The sequence below is a fragment of the Prosthecobacter sp. genome (assembly GCF_044222565.1).
Lineage (GTDB): Bacteria > Verrucomicrobiota > Verrucomicrobiia > Verrucomicrobiales > Verrucomicrobiaceae > Prosthecobacter.
This window is the reverse complement of record NZ_JBGANA010000005.1, coordinates 364,296-381,998: the sequence shown is the minus strand read 5'-3', so window position 1 is coordinate 381,998 and position 17,703 is coordinate 364,296. Positions and strand designations below refer to the sequence as shown.

Sequence of the window (17,703 nt, the reverse complement as noted above, 5' to 3'; positions counted from 1 at the left end):
TGCATCACTTCAAGTTCAAGCCTTCTTCGGCCCGATCTCCAGCCCTGCCAGCCAGGGTGCCGTGATCTGCGGCGGCATGCCGCCAAAGGGCTGGTAGGCAGGGAGCTGGATCACGCTCATGCTGTGCGCCTGCGAGGCGATGAAGAAGAGCGAATTGGCGCAGTCGTCGGTATGGATCATGGCGCTGCGGTGCTCGGCAGTGGGCTTCACCGGGCGCTTTTCCACCAGCGGCGTGAGGGCCTCTCCGGGGGCGTATTCAGAGAGCACGATGCCATGCGCGCTGAGCTGCATGCGGGCGGTGAAGAGCAGGCCGTGCACGGCCCACTTGCTGGCGGTGTAAGGCACGCCGGCAAACGAGTCATAGCCATGCCCGGCGGTGGAGGAGACGACCACGATCTTGCCGCCGCCGTTTTCTGCCATCGATTTGGACACCGCCTGGATCATGTTCACCACGCCCATCACATTCACGTCCATCACGCTGCGCCAGCTCGCCTCGCTGGCCAGTTTGGCAGGGTCGGAATGCGCCATGAAGCGGTCGGGTGTGTTGATGCCCGCGGTGTGGATCAGCGCGGCGATGGGGCCGTGCTTCAGCACTTCTCCCACGGCTGCGGCCACGCTGGCGGAGTCCGCCACGTCGCACACGATGGAGATGATGTTCGGCGAAAGTGCCGCCGTGGCCTGCAGCGATTCGAGCGTTCTGCCAAAAATAAACGTCTTCGCGCCGGCGTCTGCAAACCGCTTCGCCGCGCTCTGTCCCATGCCGCCGCCACCTCCGGTGACGATGACGACCTTGTCAGTCCAATGTGTGTCCATCCGATGACCCTAGCGGCACTTCGCTGGGCGTCGAATGAAGCGTGCGTTTTTTTGTGATTTTTTGCGAACCGGCTTCAGGCGATGATCCCGTTGACCACCTCGCCGTACACATCAGTGAGGCGGAAATCACGGCCCGCGTAGCGGTAGGTGAGGCGGAGGTGATCAATGCCCAGAAGATGCAGGATGGTGGCATGCAGGTCATGCATGTGGACCTTGTCCTTCACCGCGTAGTAGCCGAACTCGTCCGTCTCGCCGTAAGCGACACCGCTCTTCACGCCGCCGCCTGCCAGCCACATGGTGAAGCCCTGCGGATTGTGATCGCGGCCGTTGGCTCCCTGCACGATGGGCGTGCGGCCAAATTCACCGCCCCAGACGACGAGGGTATCCTCCAGCATGCCGCGCTGTTTCAGATCTGCCAGCAGCCCGGCGATGGGACGGTCCACCGCAGCGGCATTGGCCGTGTGGCCTTTGACAAGATTTGAGTGCTGATCCCAGACATTGGGCGTGCTGACCTGAATGTAGCGAACACCCGCCTCGGCAAAACGTCGTGCGAGCAGGCACTGGCGGCCGTAGTTGTCGGTGACGGCATTGCCGATGCCGTAGAGTGATTTGATGTGCTCAGGCTCGTGCTCGATGTCCATGACGCCGGGAGCTTCGCGCTGCATGCGAAAAGCGAGCTCCATGCTCTGAATCATGCCTTCTACTGGCGCATGGAGCGTGCGCTCATAGTGCTCGCGATTCATGGCCTGCAGCAGGTTCATCTTACGGCGTTGCTGTTCGGAATCTCCACTGGCATCCATAAAGCGGAAGGTGGCGTCTTTGCCGAGCTTGCCCGCACGACCCACCGTGGTGCCCTGGTGTGCGGCAGGCAGGAAAGCGGGTCCGTAGTTGCGCGGCCCGCCATGCGTGGCAGGCGGGCTGATGCTGACAAACGCAGGCAGATCCGCATTCTCCGTGCCCAGACCGTAGCTGATCCACGCACCCATGGAGGGACGCACAAAATTGTCCGAGCCGGTGTGGATCATGCACACTGCTTGTCCATGTGATTGTCCTCGGCTCTGCATGGAGCGGATAACGCAGAGGTCATCGAGACGTTTGGAAACTTCAGGAAACAGTTCGCTGCCCCACAACCCTGCCTCACCGTGCTGCTGAAACTTCCACGGCGAGCCGAGCAGCTTGGCCTGGCTGGTGGCGGACGCATCGAGGTTCTTGGCAGGTGCAAACGGCAGCTTCTTGCCGTCCATCTGCTGAAGCATGGGTTTGTAGTCAAACGTGTCCACCTGCGATGGACCGCCGTGCATGAAGAGAAAGATCACCCGCTTCGCACGCGGCGTGTGGTGCAGCCCGCGCGGCAGGCTGGCTGCCGTGGCGATGCTGTTGAATGCAAGCGAGCCAAAGCCGCACGCGGCGGTTTTCAACGCAGTGCGGCGGCTGATCTGTGGAAGAGCATTCATGGCATCAATCGAGAAAAAGAAACTCTGTGGACGCGAGCAGCACGTGCGCGAGATCCGCGAGCGCCTGCTCACCTTCTCCGCCGCTTTGCCCGATAAAATCATTCGCACGCTTTGCCGCACGATCGCCTGGCGCATGGCCAAGAATCGTCTGATACAGCCACGCCACAGGCTCCGGCTTCGCATAGGCCTGCTGCGCGAGTGTGGCGGCCTGTTTTTGCAGGAAGGTGCTGTTCAGCAGATACAGCGCCTGCGTCGGCACCGTGGTCAGCGGGCGGTCACCGGCCACCATCTCAGGATTCGCAGCATCAAAGATCTCCAGCTCAGGCGCGAGGTTGTTGCGCGCCACGGGCAGGTAGATGCTGCGGCGGAATTCCTGGTCGAACTTCATCGGCTTGTCGAGATCCTCGCCATAAGTGAGCGCCGTGGCCGCAGCCTGCTCCAGATTGAGATCACCGGCAATGAAGAGCAGGCTGTCGCGAATCTCCTCCGCCGTGAGCCGGCGATACGAACGCCTGCCGAGCAGACGATTCTCGGGATCAGCAACCGTGCGCTGCGATTTCGCCTCGGCGGCGAGCTGGTAGGTGCGGCTGAGCACCATCTCACGAATCAGCGTCTTGATGGAGCCGCCGCTGGCGCGGAATTTTGCGGCGAGGTGATCGAGCAGCGCGGGATGCGTGGGCTTCTCTCCCTGCACGCCGAAGTTATCGACGGTACTGACGATGCCGCGCCCGAAAAGCTGCGCCCACAGGCGGTTCACAATCACGCGGTCCAGCAGCGCATTCTCCGCGCTCGTCATCCATTCCGCGAGCTGCAGGCGGCCGCTGGATCCGGGCGCGATCTTGGGCGGCGGTCCCTCATGCAGCACAGAGGGGAAATGCCGCGGCACTTTGGGGCCGAGCTGGTTCACCTCGCCGCGGATGCGCAGGTGAATGTCCCCCGCATCGCGGGCATCGCGCGGAGCCATCGCGAGGTCGGCATCCTTGAGTGCGCTGATGGTTTTGCTCAGCTCCTTGCTCAGGTCACCGCTCTGCATCATCAGCACCGGATCGCCACCGCTGGCGCCCTTGCCCTCCGCCATCGCAAACGCGGCGGCCTCGCGTTCGATGTCACGTTCGGAAATGAACTGCACCGCATCCACCACCACATAGTCCGTCGTCCCCTTCGTGCGAATGATCACATTCACGCGTCCGCCTTTCTCAAAACGAAAGCGGCCGATAGGCTCAAACAAACCGCCGACGCTGGGTTTCTTCGTCTGGTCAAAGACGATCTCATGCACGCCATCGAAAGCCTCCACGGTGATGGGCACATGCTTGTCGCAGTTTGTTTTCGCGGGATAGGCGAGGCGCACTTCATAGACGCCGGTTTCCGGAAGACTGCCGCGAAACACCGCCTGCTTCTCGCCTTTGTGCTTCCGGTCATCGTGAATGTAAAAATCGCCAAAGCGGTTCGCGGAGATGCTCGACTGCTTCCAGTCGCCTATGAGTTCAGCATCGGCTTCATCGCAGATCACCCCGGCCAGCGGCAGTTTTTTGAGCGACATTTTTCCGCCGACTTTCGCCATGAACTCGCGCTCGACCTTGAGGCGCATTACCAGTTCCAGATGCGCGACTTTGGCGGCGAGTTCGCTCATCGCGGGCTCGGGCTGCGGCAGCGCCTGCTCCACCCAGCTCGCCACGTTCACGCAGCCGTTGCGTGTGCCCATGACCACCTCTGTGGAGCGGAAGAAGCCCGCGAGCGCGTAATAGTCCTGCTGGCTGAAGGGATCAAACTTGTGATCGTGGCAGCGTGCGCAGCCGATGGTGAGCCCGAGGAAGGCGCGGCCGATGGTGTCGATCTGCTCATCCGCCGTGTCGAGATGCAGCTTTTCCTTGTCGCGATCCGTGAGCATCTTTGGCCCCAGCGAGAGGAAAGTGGAGGCGATCATCTGCCGGCGGCGCTGCTCCAGATTTCCCGCAGGCATCAGGTCGCCCGCGATCTGCTCGCGAATGAACTGATAGTAGGACTGGTCGCGGTTGAAGGCATCAATGACGTAGTTCCGATAACGCCAGGCCTGGTAGTAGGTGTAGTTGCGGTCGCCGCCGTTCGAGTCTGCATAGCGTGCGAGATCGAGCCACTGGCGGCCCCATTTCTCGCCAAACTGCGGGCTGTTGAGCAGCTTCTCGACGTAGGCCGGGAGGTCGGGAGCGGCAGCCAGATCAGACGCCGCGGGTGGCAGGCCGGTGAGGTCGTAGCTAAGCCTGCGCATGAGAGTACGTGGATCAGCATCTGCAGCAGGAGTGAGGTTTTTGGCCTCCAGCTCCGCGAGGATGAAGGTGTCCAGATCCTTGCGCGGCCAGTCCTTTTGCTTCACGACAGGCAGCGGCGTTGGTGTCAGCGGGCGGAAGGCCCAGCCCTGGCGTGCAGCGGTGAAGTCGATGGTCTTTTTCTTCACCACCTCCCCCAGTGCCGCATTGCGCGGATCAGGGGCGCCCATCGCAATCCACTGCTCAAAGACGCGCACGTCCTCCGCGGAGAGTCTGGACTTCGGCGGCATCTGCAGCTTCTCGTCCTCGTAGTTCACGCTGTGCATGAGCAGGCTGCCCGCAGGCTCGCCGGGGATGAGAGCGGGACCGGCATCTCCACCAATCTGCCAGCCTTCCTTGCGATCCAGCAGCAGGCCGCCCTTGCGTTTGCCCGCCTCCTGCGAGTGGCATTCATAGCAATGCTTCACCAGCAGAGGCCGCACCTTGTTCTCAAAGAACGCCATGCCATCAGCCGCCGGGGCAGCGGAGCAAACAGCGAGGAATGAGATGGTAAAAGCGTGGCGCACGATGACTAGAAGGCAGGAATGGCGGAGCTTTGGACAAAAAAAGATCGCCTTCACCTCGTCACGTCTTTCCACGGAATCTTCCGATTGGAAACCGCCCAGCCACCGCCAAGGTGGCTCTCATGAGCCTCCTCCTCCGAATCGCCTCTGCCGCAGTCCTGCTCACCACCATCGCTGTCGCCGATGAATCCCAATGGATTCCTCTCTTCAATGGCAAAGACCTCACCGGCTGGACCATCAAGATCGCCAAGCGGCCGCTCGGCGAAAACTACGCCAACACCTTCCGCGTGGAGGATGGCATCCTGAAGGTGAGCTACGACGGCTACGGCAAGTTTGACCAGCAGTACGGCCACCTCTTCACGAACCTGGCCTACTCCCACTACATCCTGCGCCTGGAGTATCGCTTCACCGGCAGCATGATGGCGGACGCGCCGAAATACGTGAACCTCAACAGCGGTGTGATGATCCACGCCCAGCCGCCGCAAAGCATGCGTTTTGACCAGGGCTTCCCCTCCAGCCTGGAGATGCAGTTTCTGGCCGATGAAGGAAAGGGTCCGCGCTCCACGGCGAATCTCTGCACCCCCGGCACGCACGTGGAGATGGGCGGCGAGCTGATTACCAAGCACATCGTCAAATCCAACGCGCCAACCTTTCCCGCCGAAGAATGGGTGCGTGCTGAAGTCGAGGTGCGCGGTAATGACGAAATCATCCACCGCATCAACGGCGTGGAAGTGCTGCGCTATCAGCGCCCGCAGCTTGATGCCATGTGCAAGATCGCTCCTGCGAGCGACATCGTCGAAGCCGGAGGCGATGTCATGCTCGGCTACGGCCACATCGCGCTGCAGGCTGAAGGCCAGCCCGTGTGGTTTCGGAAGATCGAGCTGATGTCACTGGAAAAGAAAAAATAATCACGCCGCATCAATCGCCAGCGTCACACGCCGCGCCGAGCGCGTCGCTGCATCCTGACCCCAGGGCAGATTGTCATACGCGGCTCCGGCAAAATGCACTCGTCCCACAGGCTGGATGAGGTGCGGCCACACCTGCGCCAGCTTGCCCAGCTGGAAGGGATGCCGCTCACAGCCGATGGCCAGTGGCTCCTCCTTCCACCACTCGTGCACGATGGCCTTCTCAATGGTGTCCTTGTTTTGGCCGGGATAAAATTTGCGGAAGGCGCTCAGCGCATCCTCTGCGGAGAGCACGGCGGGGCCGCTGCCCATCAGCACGCAGCTTTCGCCGGGCACCTCGCCTGCACATTCATACACGAGACCCATGGTGCCGCTGCCTGTTTCCAGATTGATGCTCGGCAGGGTGTCACCCTCCCAGAAGCGGGTTTTGGCCTGCAGCACGATGCGCGACTGCATGCCCATGGGGGTGTGCGTCAGCGCAAATTTCTTCGCCTCTGGCCAGCCCGGCGAGACCTCAATGCCGCCGATCACCATGGGCGAGACACACAGCACCGCATGGTCTGCCTTCAGCGTCTGTTCCTTCTTCTGGTCCGGCCCTTCGGCAAACGTCACACTGACGCCGCCCACATCATGCGTCAGCGTGGTGACCTTGCAGTTCTTCCGCACCCGATCACCGAGCAGTCTGGCAAAAGTGTCCGGCAGGAGCTGATTGCCGCCCTTGAGGCGAAACACCTCTCGCTTGAACACCGGCAGCCCGCGAATTTTCACGATCGACTCCTGCCAGATGCGGTAGAGCGCCGAGACATCGCTCTCGGTGGCGGGCTTCTCCCTGCTGCTCAGCCGCGAGCCGCCGCAGAAGCTGCGCGCCGTTTCAGACGCGCCCTGCTCCGCCAGCCAGTCGCCGAGCACGACATGGTCGAGTTCGTCCAAGCCCACGCCGAAGGGCTGGTACTCGTCCTTAAACTTCTCCGCCATCGGGCCAAAGAACAGGCGGGACATGTTTTTCCATCCGTGCTCCTGCATGTAGGCCACCTCGCGTTCATTAAAGCCAAACTCACGCTGCGTCTTCGCATCCGCCAGCTCCTCCTCGGTACGCCATTTCCCTCGCACGTTTGCATACATCTTCCTCCGCCGCTCATAGGCCAGCACGGGCAGGTCAAACTTGCGCACCCACTCGCGGTAGGTGTCGTAGCCAGGATCGGTGAACTGCTCCGCGCCCACGTCGGCATACAGGCCATCGGGCAGCGGATCGTAGATCGTCTTCACATGCCCGCCAGTGCGGCGTGAGGCCTCCAGCACGGTTACGTCGCGCCCGCGTTCCATGAGGTCATACGCACAGCTCAGCCCGCCGATGCCGCCGCCGATGACGATGACTTTTTTCTTCGCAGGCGCCGCATGAGCCGCCGCACCCGCGAGAAGCGCGCCCGTGGTGGTTTGCAGCATTTGCCGGCGGGAGAGTAAAGGAGAGCTTGCGCGCATGTGCCACATACGCTGCGAGCATGCTGCATCTTGATTCAGCGACCGCGCGCCTTCTGCACCTCGGCGATGGATTTCTGGATGTTATCCCGCCACACGCCTTTCAGCTTGTCCGGTTCGGCGCGGTTCAACGCGGCCATGGCATCCTCATATTTGCCCTGCCGGGTCAGGATGCGGGCGATGCCCTGCAGCGCGGCGTATTCATCCGCCCCGCCGATGCGCGTGCGCTCCGCCACGATGGACTGATACGCGGCGAGCGCCTGCCCATCGTTGTGCAGGTTCCGCTCACGGTTCTGGCCGAGGGCGAGCAGCAGGGCATCGCGCGTGCGCGGCTCGCTGGTCCAAGGCAGGGCGGCGCTGAGATCCGCCTCCGCCTTGTCTCCCTGCTGGAGGATGGAGTAGGCGAAGCCACGTGCGTGATAGCCCGCTCCGCGCTTCCAGAAGGGCCACTTCTTAAAGTCCTCTCCCGCAAACTGCGCGATGATCTCCGGTGCCTTGCCCAGGTTGAGCAGGTACTGCATCTGCGCGCTTTTCTTCACCGCATCCACTGGAATGCGCTCGATGACGGGTCCGGCCTCCTTGCGGCTGTAAAGCGCGGCCTGCTCCAGCGCGGCGGCTTTTTGAAAGTCGTTGGTCTTTCCCTCCGCCAGCGCGAGAAAGGCTTCTGCATTTCGCTTCTGCGTGGCATCACGGAAGCCAAGGGCGAAGTCCGTAACCGTGGGGTCTTCCGGGAAGGAACGGGAGTTTCCGTGGTAGAAATGCGCGAACTTCATGGGCTCATGAAAGCCCTCCGTGCCGGTGGGGGAAAGCGCGCTGAGCTCCTGGCCATCTTCGCGAATACGCTGGCGGCAGATGTTGATGTGCCAGGGCAGGCTCGGCGTGGGCTCGCGGCCGATCACCTGATGCAGCGGATCGTTTTCGTCCTGCGTCACAGGGATGCGGATCTCCACGGTCCAATGATCTTCTGCGACGTGCGTGGCCACTTCCGCCTTGGAGTCCCACTCAAACCAGCGGTCGCGCGAGGCACCACGGTCGAGATCCACCACGTGGCCCGCAGGACTGATGGCGATCTGGTAGTAGGAGTGTGTCTCCGTGGCGAGTTCTATCTCCACAGCATCGCCATGCCAGAGCGCCTGATCGCCGTTCCGTGTGCTGGTGGTGTTCGGCTTTTCTCCGGCGGATTCGTCGCAGCGGATGGCCAAGTAAAGACTGTTTCCGTGCCAGCCGGTTTTGAAGGTGGTCGCAAAAGTGGGCACGCGGCCCGTCTGCAGTTCACGGAGTTTTCCGCTCGCAGCCGTTGGGCAGTTCTGCCAGTAGGCGTCGTCGAGCCTGCCGTCGATGACAACGTCCTTCGCATCGCCGACGAGCCGCACAATGGGCACCGGCCCGCGCTGTTGCGCGAGCTGCTGGCACTTCATGCGCAGGCCTTTGAGAAAGTCATCGATGAGCGTGATGCGCCTGCCATACACACTGGTCGCGTCGGCTTTGGCCTGCGCTTTGGCAAAGAGGGCCAGCGCGGCATCGGCCTGTGATTTGTCCTCCTCCATCTGGCTCCAATGCGCTTCGGAGTAGCGGAAGAAGTCCTCCATCTCCTGCGCGGCGGGTCCGTAGAAGAGCGTGCAGTACTCCCGGAACATGGCGTCCACATCCGCATTCTTGCCGCCCCAGTACATGCGTGCGGTGAAGTACACCATGAAGTGGTTGAAGCCAATTCCCACCTTGTCGAAATCCTGCCTCGCTGTGAGCCAGATGTCCTCTCCCTGGGAATAGCCCTTGGTGGCATTGACAGAGTCGCCGATGGCATGCGGTGCAAAGAAGGGCAGATACCAGCCCCGGTCGGTGAAGGGATAGTTTTCAAAATTCAGGATCGGGTTGTCCGTTTTCTTCATCCACGCCGCGCGCAGGGCCTCGGGGGCTGTTTCGCCAGCGTTCCTTCCGTCGGCGCGGTTCATCGGGCGGCGGCCGCCCACGATGCAGACGACCACATTCGGCTCCAGTTTTTCGATTTTGAGCGGCGGCAGACTGTAGATCCCATAGGCGCAGTTCAGCACCCTGGCCTGCGGGTGGGTCCTGGCCACTTCCTTTGCCACACGGTTCACGAAGTCCCACACGTAGTCGCTCGCCAGCCCGCGCTCATTGCGTTCGGGCGAGTCCTTGCCTTTGCACTTGTCGCACTGGCAGATGGCGGTGTAGCCGTCCGGCGGCATGATGGAGACGGACTTCACCGGATAGGTGTCCAGCAGGGCGCGGGCATAGCGCACAGTCTCGCGGAAGAGCTCTTCATTGGAGTAGCAGAGCTGGTTCTTGCTGTCGCCGGGGCGGTAGTCGCGCTTGCCGCCGTACAGGGCAAACCACTCCGGGTGCGCCGCAAAAGTGGCGTCATTGCCCGTCATGCCGTCCATGCCGTGGGCGATGAGCCAGCGGTCGTCATTGCGCATGCCGAGGCGCAGGGTCCACAGAGCGGTGTCGTAGCCTGCGGTGGCAAAGCGGAAGTTGAACTGCCTCAGCGCGAAGTCTGGCCGCACGGTTTCATCCACCTTTGGCAGGGAGATGGTCTTCATGGACGGCATCACCTCCCCCAGTTCTCCCGGCAGATACCAGCGCACGCCGAGCCGGTGGAAAAACGCGGTCACCGCATTGAAGCTGCCATGCTCGTCGAGGCCCCAGATCTCCAGCGTTTCGTTCTTCGCGGTGAGGACTCCGTCGGGTTTGCCGGTGTCTCCAGGCAGGCGGAGCTTGTTTTTATACAGACCTCGGTTGGGCATGCCGTAGGGTGCGCCCACGATTTTCTCAAACTCAGCCTGCGCGCGAGAAATGTCTCCATTGTTCTTCGCCCAAGGCTCTGCAGGCATGAAGTCCGTGTCATCGCCCACCAGCGCCAGCCAGTCGCTGCCGGACTGCATGCGGTAGGCGCCGTCCTTGAGGCTGTCTGGCTTCACGGGATTGAATCCACTGGCACCGATGAAAACCTTCACCGCCTTTCCGCTCGGCTGCGTGAGGATGGGCAGACGAGCGCCGCTGATCTTCTCGATGTTCGCGCGGAACTCATGTGCCGCGAGCCGTTGCATCCGGGTGGGGTTTTCCGCAATGATGATCTCCGCCCGCGGCTGACCGTTTTCGACGAGCACGCTCTCCGCGGCAGGCACAGAGGTGAGGGTCATGAGGACGGCGGCTGCGAGGGCTTTCATGGTTTCGAGTTGGTTGGGTGGATGGTCTTCAGAACACAGCAAGGCAAAGCGCGTGCGGAACACGGACGGCACGCCGTTGGAGCTTTTCGAATTATGCGATCACATTCTCGCCGCGGTTTTCCTTCTGCTGAATGGTCATCGGCCACCCAGGAAATTGATTCGTGGGCTTGCCATCCGTGGCATCAATCAAGAAGCGGAAGGACTCGATGAAGTAGGTCCTCTTTTCCGTGTCAAAGGTGATGAAGCCAAAGCCGCTTCCTTTCTCATGCGCCTTCTCATAACGGTTCGGGGCCTGGCCGACCACGGGATTTCCGACGGCATAGACGTAGGCCTTGTTGCCCAGGCCGTCGATGAACTCTCCGGTGTCCGGCAGCCCATGCTTGGGGCGGTTTTCATGCGGCATCTTCAGTTCATCCGGCCGCCACCAGCGCGGATATCCGGCGGAAATGGCCGGCGTGCAGAAGGACCAGTTGCTGTCCCGTTGCTTGTCCACGCCATACTGCGTCATCGTGGTGAGGTGCTGGTCGCCATTGATGTGCAGGGCCATGGAGGGGCGCATGATTTCAACCGCCCGATTGCGCGGCGTTTGCGGCCAGCCGCCGGAGTCGAGATCGGCCTTGAGATAACCATCCGGCCCTCCGTGATGCGTTGCCACGTTGGCGAAGATGGTCTGGCTCAGCACGGCCTTCAGCGTGTGGCCACGCCAGTCCAGCGCCCACTTTTTGAGAAATTCCTCCTGCCGCTCTCCCAGCAGAACGAGGCCGGGCTTGTCGAGCTTCGAGGTGTCAAAGTTTTTATCCGGCACGTGGTCAGCTCGTGCGCCGCCCGTCTGCACATGCTCAGGGCCGCTTTTCCACTGTCGGTCTGCGATGATGGCGAAGCTCACCCCGCCATAGACCATGTCTCCGTAATACACGCTGATGTCCTGCAGCACGGGCTTGGGATCATACGCATCGGGATGATGCGCCACATTCGTCTTGTGCACGGCATTCACCATGCGCGCGGGCTCGATGTAGCCGCCCTTCGAAGAAGCCCCTGTATCGCCTACGTCCATCTTCTTGCCGCCTTCGCCCCAGATGTTGCCCTGGAAGACGTCGTGGTCATCCGGCAGGCAGAGTGTGGGCGCATTTCGCATCACCTCGCGGAAGGCCCAGCCATGCTGGTAGAATTTGCGCAGATAGTTCAGGATGGCTGGCTCGGCGGGTTCACGGATGATGCCAAAGCCGCCGTGGTTCTCATAAATCTGATCTCCGGAGAAGAAGACGAGATCAGGATCGAGCTTCACCAAATTCTCTGCCACAGGTGCGTAGGGGAAGCCATAGTCGTTCTGGCAGGTCAGCGCCGCCATGCGCAGCGGGCGGCCTTCGGGATTGGGCTTGATGGTGCCGGTCCATTCGTGCTCGGTCTCGGTGCCGTTGGTGTGCTTCTCGACGTACACGACCTTGTAGGGTGTGGACTGCTTTTCATTCCACCTGGGGATACGGAAGGTCGCCACCCAGGCATCAGGGTCCAGCTTCGATTCGCCCAGAGACTTCCATGAACCGCCCCTTTTCACCAGCAGCTCCACAACCTGGTTGTCCTTGGTTCCCAGCGGAGCCGTCAGTGCGCTCAGCTTCATCACAAAGCCCTCGTCAGTGCGTGAGTCGCTGAGGGAGTACATGGACCACAGCAGCGGCCCAAACTGATTCTGTGGCGAGACGGTGAAAGCGCTGCCCTCCATCGTCCATTTTTGAAAACGGTAGCGCCCTGTGCCAGTCCCACCCGCTTTGGCCTTGTTCTTCTTGGCCCCAGCCACCGCGCCGGCGGCAAAGTTGTTGGCGATGGATACATTGCCCAGGAGTTCATTCGCCGGAAACGCGTGCGAGACGGTTCCCAGTTCCGCACCCGAGTCAGCCGCAGAGGCTGTGAGCGTCAGCACACACTTGTCGCCTTCAGCCGCGCCGTGCAGCGTCAGCTTCAGCTGTTTCAAGACACTGCCGTCTTTCACCGGCACATTCTTCGGCCCCAGCACCAGCTGATCTCCCTGCCATCCGGCGTTGATGCCTTTTTGCACAAAGCAGTTGCTGCGGTATTCGTTAATCTCGCTGCGAATGCCGACGCGGAAACCCGCGCCACCGTCCGCCTTGCCGATCTCCAGCCGCGTCAGCGTCACTCCCATCGTGAATTCACCGTTTTGCGCGATCTGATGAGTCAGCGAATGAACGCTGCGGCCTCCACCCATGCTGAGACACTCCGCACCGCCTTCGCTTACGCGCCAGTCCTCCATGGGATTGGCCCAGTACTCACCGCCGAGAAATACACGGTCATGGGTTTGTGCCCAGGCATCCGTAGCTGCCGCGCTTTTGGCTGGAGCAGCCATCGCGTTATCACGAGCACTAAGGCCCATGAAGGTTCCTGCCGTCATCAACTTAAGTCCGGTGCGCCTGGAGATGTTCCTTTTCATGAATTCGATGCAACGACGGTGGCAGGGCGTGGCCATCACGGAATTTGGATTTTTTGTTTCAGGTGCCCTGCTCCGCCTCAGAGGCAATGCGACGATAGATTTCCTTGGCCTCTTCGTACGCGCGGCGGGCTGCATCGCGCTCTGCGGGGGCGATGTTCTTTTCACGAACACGCCAGAGCTGTTCGATGCAGGCCAGGCACCACTGGGCGCTGCGGCGCGAGGCGCGGATGGGCTGGTCTGCCACGATGACGTTTACGGGATTGGTGTGCATCTGCGGAAACTGGCGCACGGCCACCCAGCTGCTGCGGGGGATGTCCACATTGAAAACAAGTTCATGCACCTGATCATCGGCCAACACTTCGCGAACGGCGACGGGCAAGCCATTCACGACGAGCTCAATCTTGCGTTTGCCGCCTGCGTAGGGCTGGGCGGTGGTGGCGTCGTGGTAGTTCACGGTGTCGCCAGTGAGACGTGCGCCCGCCACGGGCGACGCGCCGCCGTAGGCAATCTCCAGCGGCGTTTCGGAGCCGAAGGCGGTCTTCACTTTCACTTCGACACGGCCGGGCTGTGCGAGGCGCACTTCATCGCCGGAAGACTGACCGGCGACGGTGAAGTCCAGCGCATGCGCGTAGCCGTCGCTCACATAGCTGCTCCCCTTTGCAAGCCCTTCGCACCACTTCGTGAAATCGATGCTGTCGATCTTCCCCAGCTTCACGTACGTGCGCCCCTGCCCTACACGCGTGCCGCTCATGCAGGGGAAGTCTGTCTCGCCGGCTGCCTTCAGCGGAAACCCGCAATTCATGAGGTGATACCATGTGTTCCACTCAAGCAACCGCGCTGTGTCCATGGCGCTGATGAAATCACACACGCCGTGCGCCGTGGTCACAAAGATTTCGTGGCCGCCGGCGTCGGGGATCGCGACATTTGGCAGAGTATCGAGCACGCGCTCGTGGCTGTTGACGAGCTCGGCCTCGTTCAGACCGCCATCATGATCGGCATCGATTTTTTCATACGACTCCGGCAGAAGTGCGGCCTGCGCCTCCACAGCGGTGAGGCGTGCGTCCTTGCCGGCATCGTAGAGATCGAGAAGACGCTTTGCGGCCACGGAGGCGTTTACCTGCATGCCGCTGCCGGAGTGCGGGTAGCCGGTGTAGCCGCCCTGCTGCTTCGTCCAGCGCAAAGCGGGAAGGGTCCAGGTGGGCCAGCCTTTGATGCCGTCCGCGCCGGGATAGACCAGCTCCCGCAGGTTCAGCAGGCACACGTGGCCGAGTGCGGCTGAGCCGAAGCCGCTCACCTCCATGTCATACTTCATCTGCGTGAGCGGCTCGCTGAAGCGGTCCACCTGCGGGCCGAAAAACTGCCGCTGATAGTCGAAGCAATAGCCCCAGGCGAGCACGCAGCCCACATTCAGCCCCTCGCCCTTGACCTGCTGAAACATATGCTCCGGTCGCATGCCCTCGGAGGGCGATGTGTAATGCGCGCAGCCTGCCGCATGGATATGATGATCGCCGCTGTAGTAGCCAAGATCCGCAGCATTCATCCAGCGCTCCAGCTTTACGGGCAGAGTCATTTCTTTTGCCAGCGGTATCGACACCTTCGTCTTCACCGTGTGGTATTCCGGCCCGCGCGAGGCTTCCATGGTAAACTCTCCCGGTGGCAGCAGCACGCTGCCTCCGCTGGCGCGATACAGGTGCTTTTGGAAGAAGAAATCCGGCGCGAGCCTTCGTGCCTGCGGCGGAAAGACATGGCCTTGAGCATCGGTGAAGGTCAGCCGCGCCGTCGTAGGCGTGCCATCGAAATCCTTCACGTCGAGTTTCACCGTCACAGCGGGCCGCACATCGAACAACACTGGCACCTCAGCACGAAAGCCCAGATCCTGCGTCCCCTGGCCGATGTCAAACACCAGCGTGGTCTCGCGTTTGCCCGCCTCGCTCGAATACAGCAGCGCAATGGCGTACTCCACCTCCAGCCCGCTGAGATTCGCGGTCATCGGCGGTGCCTCGTACAAACTCACCTCCAGGAAGCGGTCTGCACCCTGCGTGTTCTCATTCTCCCGCAGATGCGTCTGCCGCTCCCGCTCCATGGTGCCCTTGGCCACGCCTGCGTAGGAGGGTCCGGCCTGCGGGCTGCTGAACTGCAGGTGCGCCACGCTGGTGGCGTGATTGATCACTTTGATCAACACCGGCGTGTAGCCTCCCTGCTGCACCCGCGCGGCCGCCGGTCCACGCTGCGCCTTCACCCGCGATTCGGGGCTTATGTCCACCACGCAAAGCACCTGCGCATCCAGCGCCGCCTGCACTCCCGCCGCATCACGCTTCGCAATCGCAGCGTTTAGCTTCGCTCGCACATTCTCCGCCAGCGGAACACCGAGAAAATCCAGCGCCTGCACGATCCGCCGCGCATTCGCCGACAGCGGCTGGCCTTCCACTTCGATCACCGGCAGCGGCTCCGCATAGGCTGCGAGGGTGAGCGTCGCGAAGAAGGCGCAGATTTTGTTCATGACCTCTATACGCCGCGAACGCTTACATCTTGGATCACTGACTGAACTCAACCACCGTGCTCACCATAACATCGCGACTATCAGTGACATTGATGAACCATGTGTTGGCATCTGCTGGCGGCTTGGGTGCGGTTATTGTGTAGCCCCAGATGGGTGGACTCGCAGTTAGGGAGTTTATCGTGATTGTGGCCGGAAGACTTTTCCATTCGCGTTTCGAACGCAGCCCGCTGTCCGTGGTATAGTTCAATTCAGCCTTCTTGATAGCGTTCACCCGTGCAGTGCATGAGACCTCAACCGTATCGGTTTTTAAAACAGGATTGCCAAGGGTTGGCAGCGGCTGTTCGGTTTTAAGGCCATCCTTCGCTCCGACCACGGGGGTTATCCCCTTGCACTTCGAGTCTATGAAAATCCCGATCTCCTGCGGTGCCCAGCCGGGCGGATGGCCGTGCGGCATCTTTATCTGAATGCGGAGATGCTTCTCGCCGGGCACCGCGTTGTAGCTTTTCATGTAGCTGTCGAGCACGTAGTGCACGTCGTTGGTGCCGTTTACAAAAAGGATGGGCACATGGCAGCGGGGGAGCAGGCTGCCGGGGTCGTACTCCTTCACCCACAGAGCGCGGTGCTCGGGGTGGAGCTTGTCGATGCTGGGCTTCTGCACAGACTCGCCCTCATGCAGGAAGCCGCAGCCGTAAACGGGCACGGCGGCTTTGAAGCGGTCATCCAATGAAGCGACGAGGCAGGTGGTGTAGCCTCCCCAGCTAATTCCGGTCACGGCCGTGTGCTCTGCATCCACCTCTGCAAAACTTCGCAGCAATGAGTGCGCGCGCATGACGCTGGCGGCGGCGTGAAAGGGCCAGTCATCACTCGTGTCTGGCGTCAGGACGCAGTCGAACTTCTCCGGGTGCCCGTGCGCAGGTCCACCGTTCGGCAGGCGCGTACGTACACCGCGGTGGCCGTTGCCAATGGCCATGCCGGTCTTCGGATCAAACTCAGCATCAGGCGGACGCGAACCGTTCAAGTCCATGGCGATGGCCGCGTAGCCGCGCTTGGCCCACAGATGAACCCAGTCGGCAAAGGCTGTGCCGCCGCCGCCGTGAATGAGGACGACGCCTGGGAATTTGGTACCGGGCTTCGCCTCTCCGAGTGTGGTGGGGGAGGCGTAGAAGGCGAAGACCTCGGTGTCTTTGCCGAGATACTTCTCTCCGGCGTAGGTCAGCGAATGAATCGGCTGATCCTGCCGCACCCACTTCATGGCGGGTACGTTGTTTTTGAGGGCGTCGAGATCCCAGGAGCCGACCTTTTCGGCCTGGAGGGAGGTGGCGAAACAGAGGGTGGTGAGGAGGAAAGAGAGCCGCATGGCGGAAGATCAAACGCTCCAGCGCGGTGGATTCCGCATCCTTTTTTCAGCAAACAAAAACGCCGCAGCAAGCGACTCCCGGCGCTCACTGCGGCGATGGTTGGGTCAACGAAAGATGGATGTCTCTCAGTTGGCTTTTTTCGGACGGCCGAGCACATCGTCCTTGGTGGTGAGGGCGACGGCCACAACCTGGTCAATGAGCTCCTGTTTGATCTTGAGATCCTTCAAGGTGTTCACGAGGTTCTCAGCGATGGCATTGAAGTGCTCCTCCGTGAGCCCCATGCCTTCGTGCGCTTTGCGCATGTCCTTGCCGGTCCAGGGCAGCGGCCCGCCGAAGGCGGCGCTGAGAAACTCCTTCTGCTTCCGGCGCTGCTTGTCCATGCTCACGTTGTCAAAGAAGTGCTTCACGCGGTCATCCGCCAGCACCTTCACATAGAAGGCGTCCACGGCAGCGTCGATCGCGGGCTTGCCGCCGAGTTTTTGATAGAGGCTGTCCTCGCGGGCCTTCAGCCACTTGGTCTTGCACGCTTCCTTGGCAAAGGCCCACTTCCGGCCTTCATAATCGGTGGTGACCGTGGGATCCACCGGCTTGCCGGTCACAGGGCAGATGGTGTTGGCGGCTGTCTCCGTGGCGACGGAGGCGGGATCGATGGCCATGGCGGCATTGACCAGGAGGGTCATGACGGCGGTGATGGTGGCAAGTGAGGTGAGGATGAGTTTCATGGTTTGGTTGGGCCATTTAATAAGTTGCATCGCGAGTG

10 protein-coding genes are annotated in these 17,703 nt (G+C 61.5%); 1 reads left to right on the top strand and 9 read right to left on the bottom strand.

All coding sequences use genetic code 11. From position 1 onward, the window contains the following. Nucleotides 1-15: 15 nt before the first annotated feature. The 3 genes from ACILSR_RS10170 to ACILSR_RS10160 all read right to left on the bottom strand — a co-directional run bounded on the left by ACILSR_RS10170 (nucleotide 16) and on the right by ACILSR_RS10160 (nucleotide 5,076). Nucleotides 16-813, bottom strand: coding sequence for an SDR family oxidoreductase (locus ACILSR_RS10170; protein WP_395749654.1), 798 nt, complete (start codon nucleotides 811-813; stop codon nucleotides 16-18). Nucleotides 814-887: 74 nt separating this feature from the next. Next, nucleotides 888-2,267, bottom strand: a complete 1,380-nt coding sequence (locus ACILSR_RS10165) for a DUF1501 domain-containing protein (protein WP_395749653.1) — start codon at nucleotides 2,265-2,267, stop codon at nucleotides 888-890. Between the two features lie 4 nt (nucleotides 2,268-2,271). Further along, nucleotides 2,272-5,076: a DUF1553 domain-containing protein gene (locus ACILSR_RS10160; protein ID WP_395749652.1), complete on the bottom strand. Its 2,805-nt coding sequence runs from the start codon at nucleotides 5,074-5,076 to the stop codon at nucleotides 2,272-2,274. Between the two features lie 119 nt (nucleotides 5,077-5,195). Between ACILSR_RS10160 and ACILSR_RS10155 the strand changes: the two genes are divergently transcribed. Continuing rightward, the gene (locus ACILSR_RS10155; RefSeq protein WP_395749651.1) at nucleotides 5,196-5,981 is read left to right on the top strand and encodes a DUF1080 domain-containing protein; all 786 of its coding nucleotides are present in this window, start codon (nucleotides 5,196-5,198) and stop codon (nucleotides 5,979-5,981) included. Here ACILSR_RS10155 and ACILSR_RS10150 read toward each other — a convergent pair whose 3' ends face one another. The 6 genes from ACILSR_RS10150 to ACILSR_RS10125 form a co-directional block, all read right to left on the bottom strand. Continuing rightward, nucleotides 5,982-7,421 (bottom strand): flavin monoamine oxidase family protein, encoded by a 1,440-nt coding sequence (locus ACILSR_RS10150; protein WP_395749650.1) that lies wholly within the window; start codon nucleotides 7,419-7,421, stop codon nucleotides 5,982-5,984. A 71-nt stretch (nucleotides 7,422-7,492) separates the two neighbouring features. Further along, entirely contained in the window at nucleotides 7,493-10,642 is a 3,150-nt protein-coding gene (locus tag ACILSR_RS10145) for a DUF4838 domain-containing protein (protein ID WP_395749649.1), read from the bottom strand. Between the two features lie 91 nt (nucleotides 10,643-10,733). Beyond that, nucleotides 10,734-13,085, bottom strand: coding sequence for an alkaline phosphatase D family protein (locus ACILSR_RS10140; RefSeq protein ID WP_395749648.1), 2,352 nt, complete (start codon nucleotides 13,083-13,085; stop codon nucleotides 10,734-10,736). A gap of 58 nt (nucleotides 13,086-13,143) precedes the next feature. Beyond that, nucleotides 13,144-15,585, bottom strand: a complete 2,442-nt coding sequence (locus ACILSR_RS10135; RefSeq protein ID WP_395749647.1) for a CehA/McbA family metallohydrolase — start codon at nucleotides 15,583-15,585, stop codon at nucleotides 13,144-13,146. A 34-nt stretch (nucleotides 15,586-15,619) separates the two neighbouring features. Next, on the bottom strand, nucleotides 15,620-16,942 hold the full coding sequence (locus tag ACILSR_RS10130; RefSeq protein WP_395749646.1) for an alpha/beta hydrolase family protein: 1,323 nt from the start codon (nucleotides 16,940-16,942) through the stop codon (nucleotides 15,620-15,622). Between the two features lie 126 nt (nucleotides 16,943-17,068). Next, nucleotides 17,069-17,665, bottom strand: coding sequence for a hypothetical protein (locus ACILSR_RS10125; RefSeq protein ID WP_395749645.1), 597 nt, complete (start codon nucleotides 17,663-17,665; stop codon nucleotides 17,069-17,071). Between the last annotated feature and the right edge of the window lie 38 nt (nucleotides 17,666-17,703).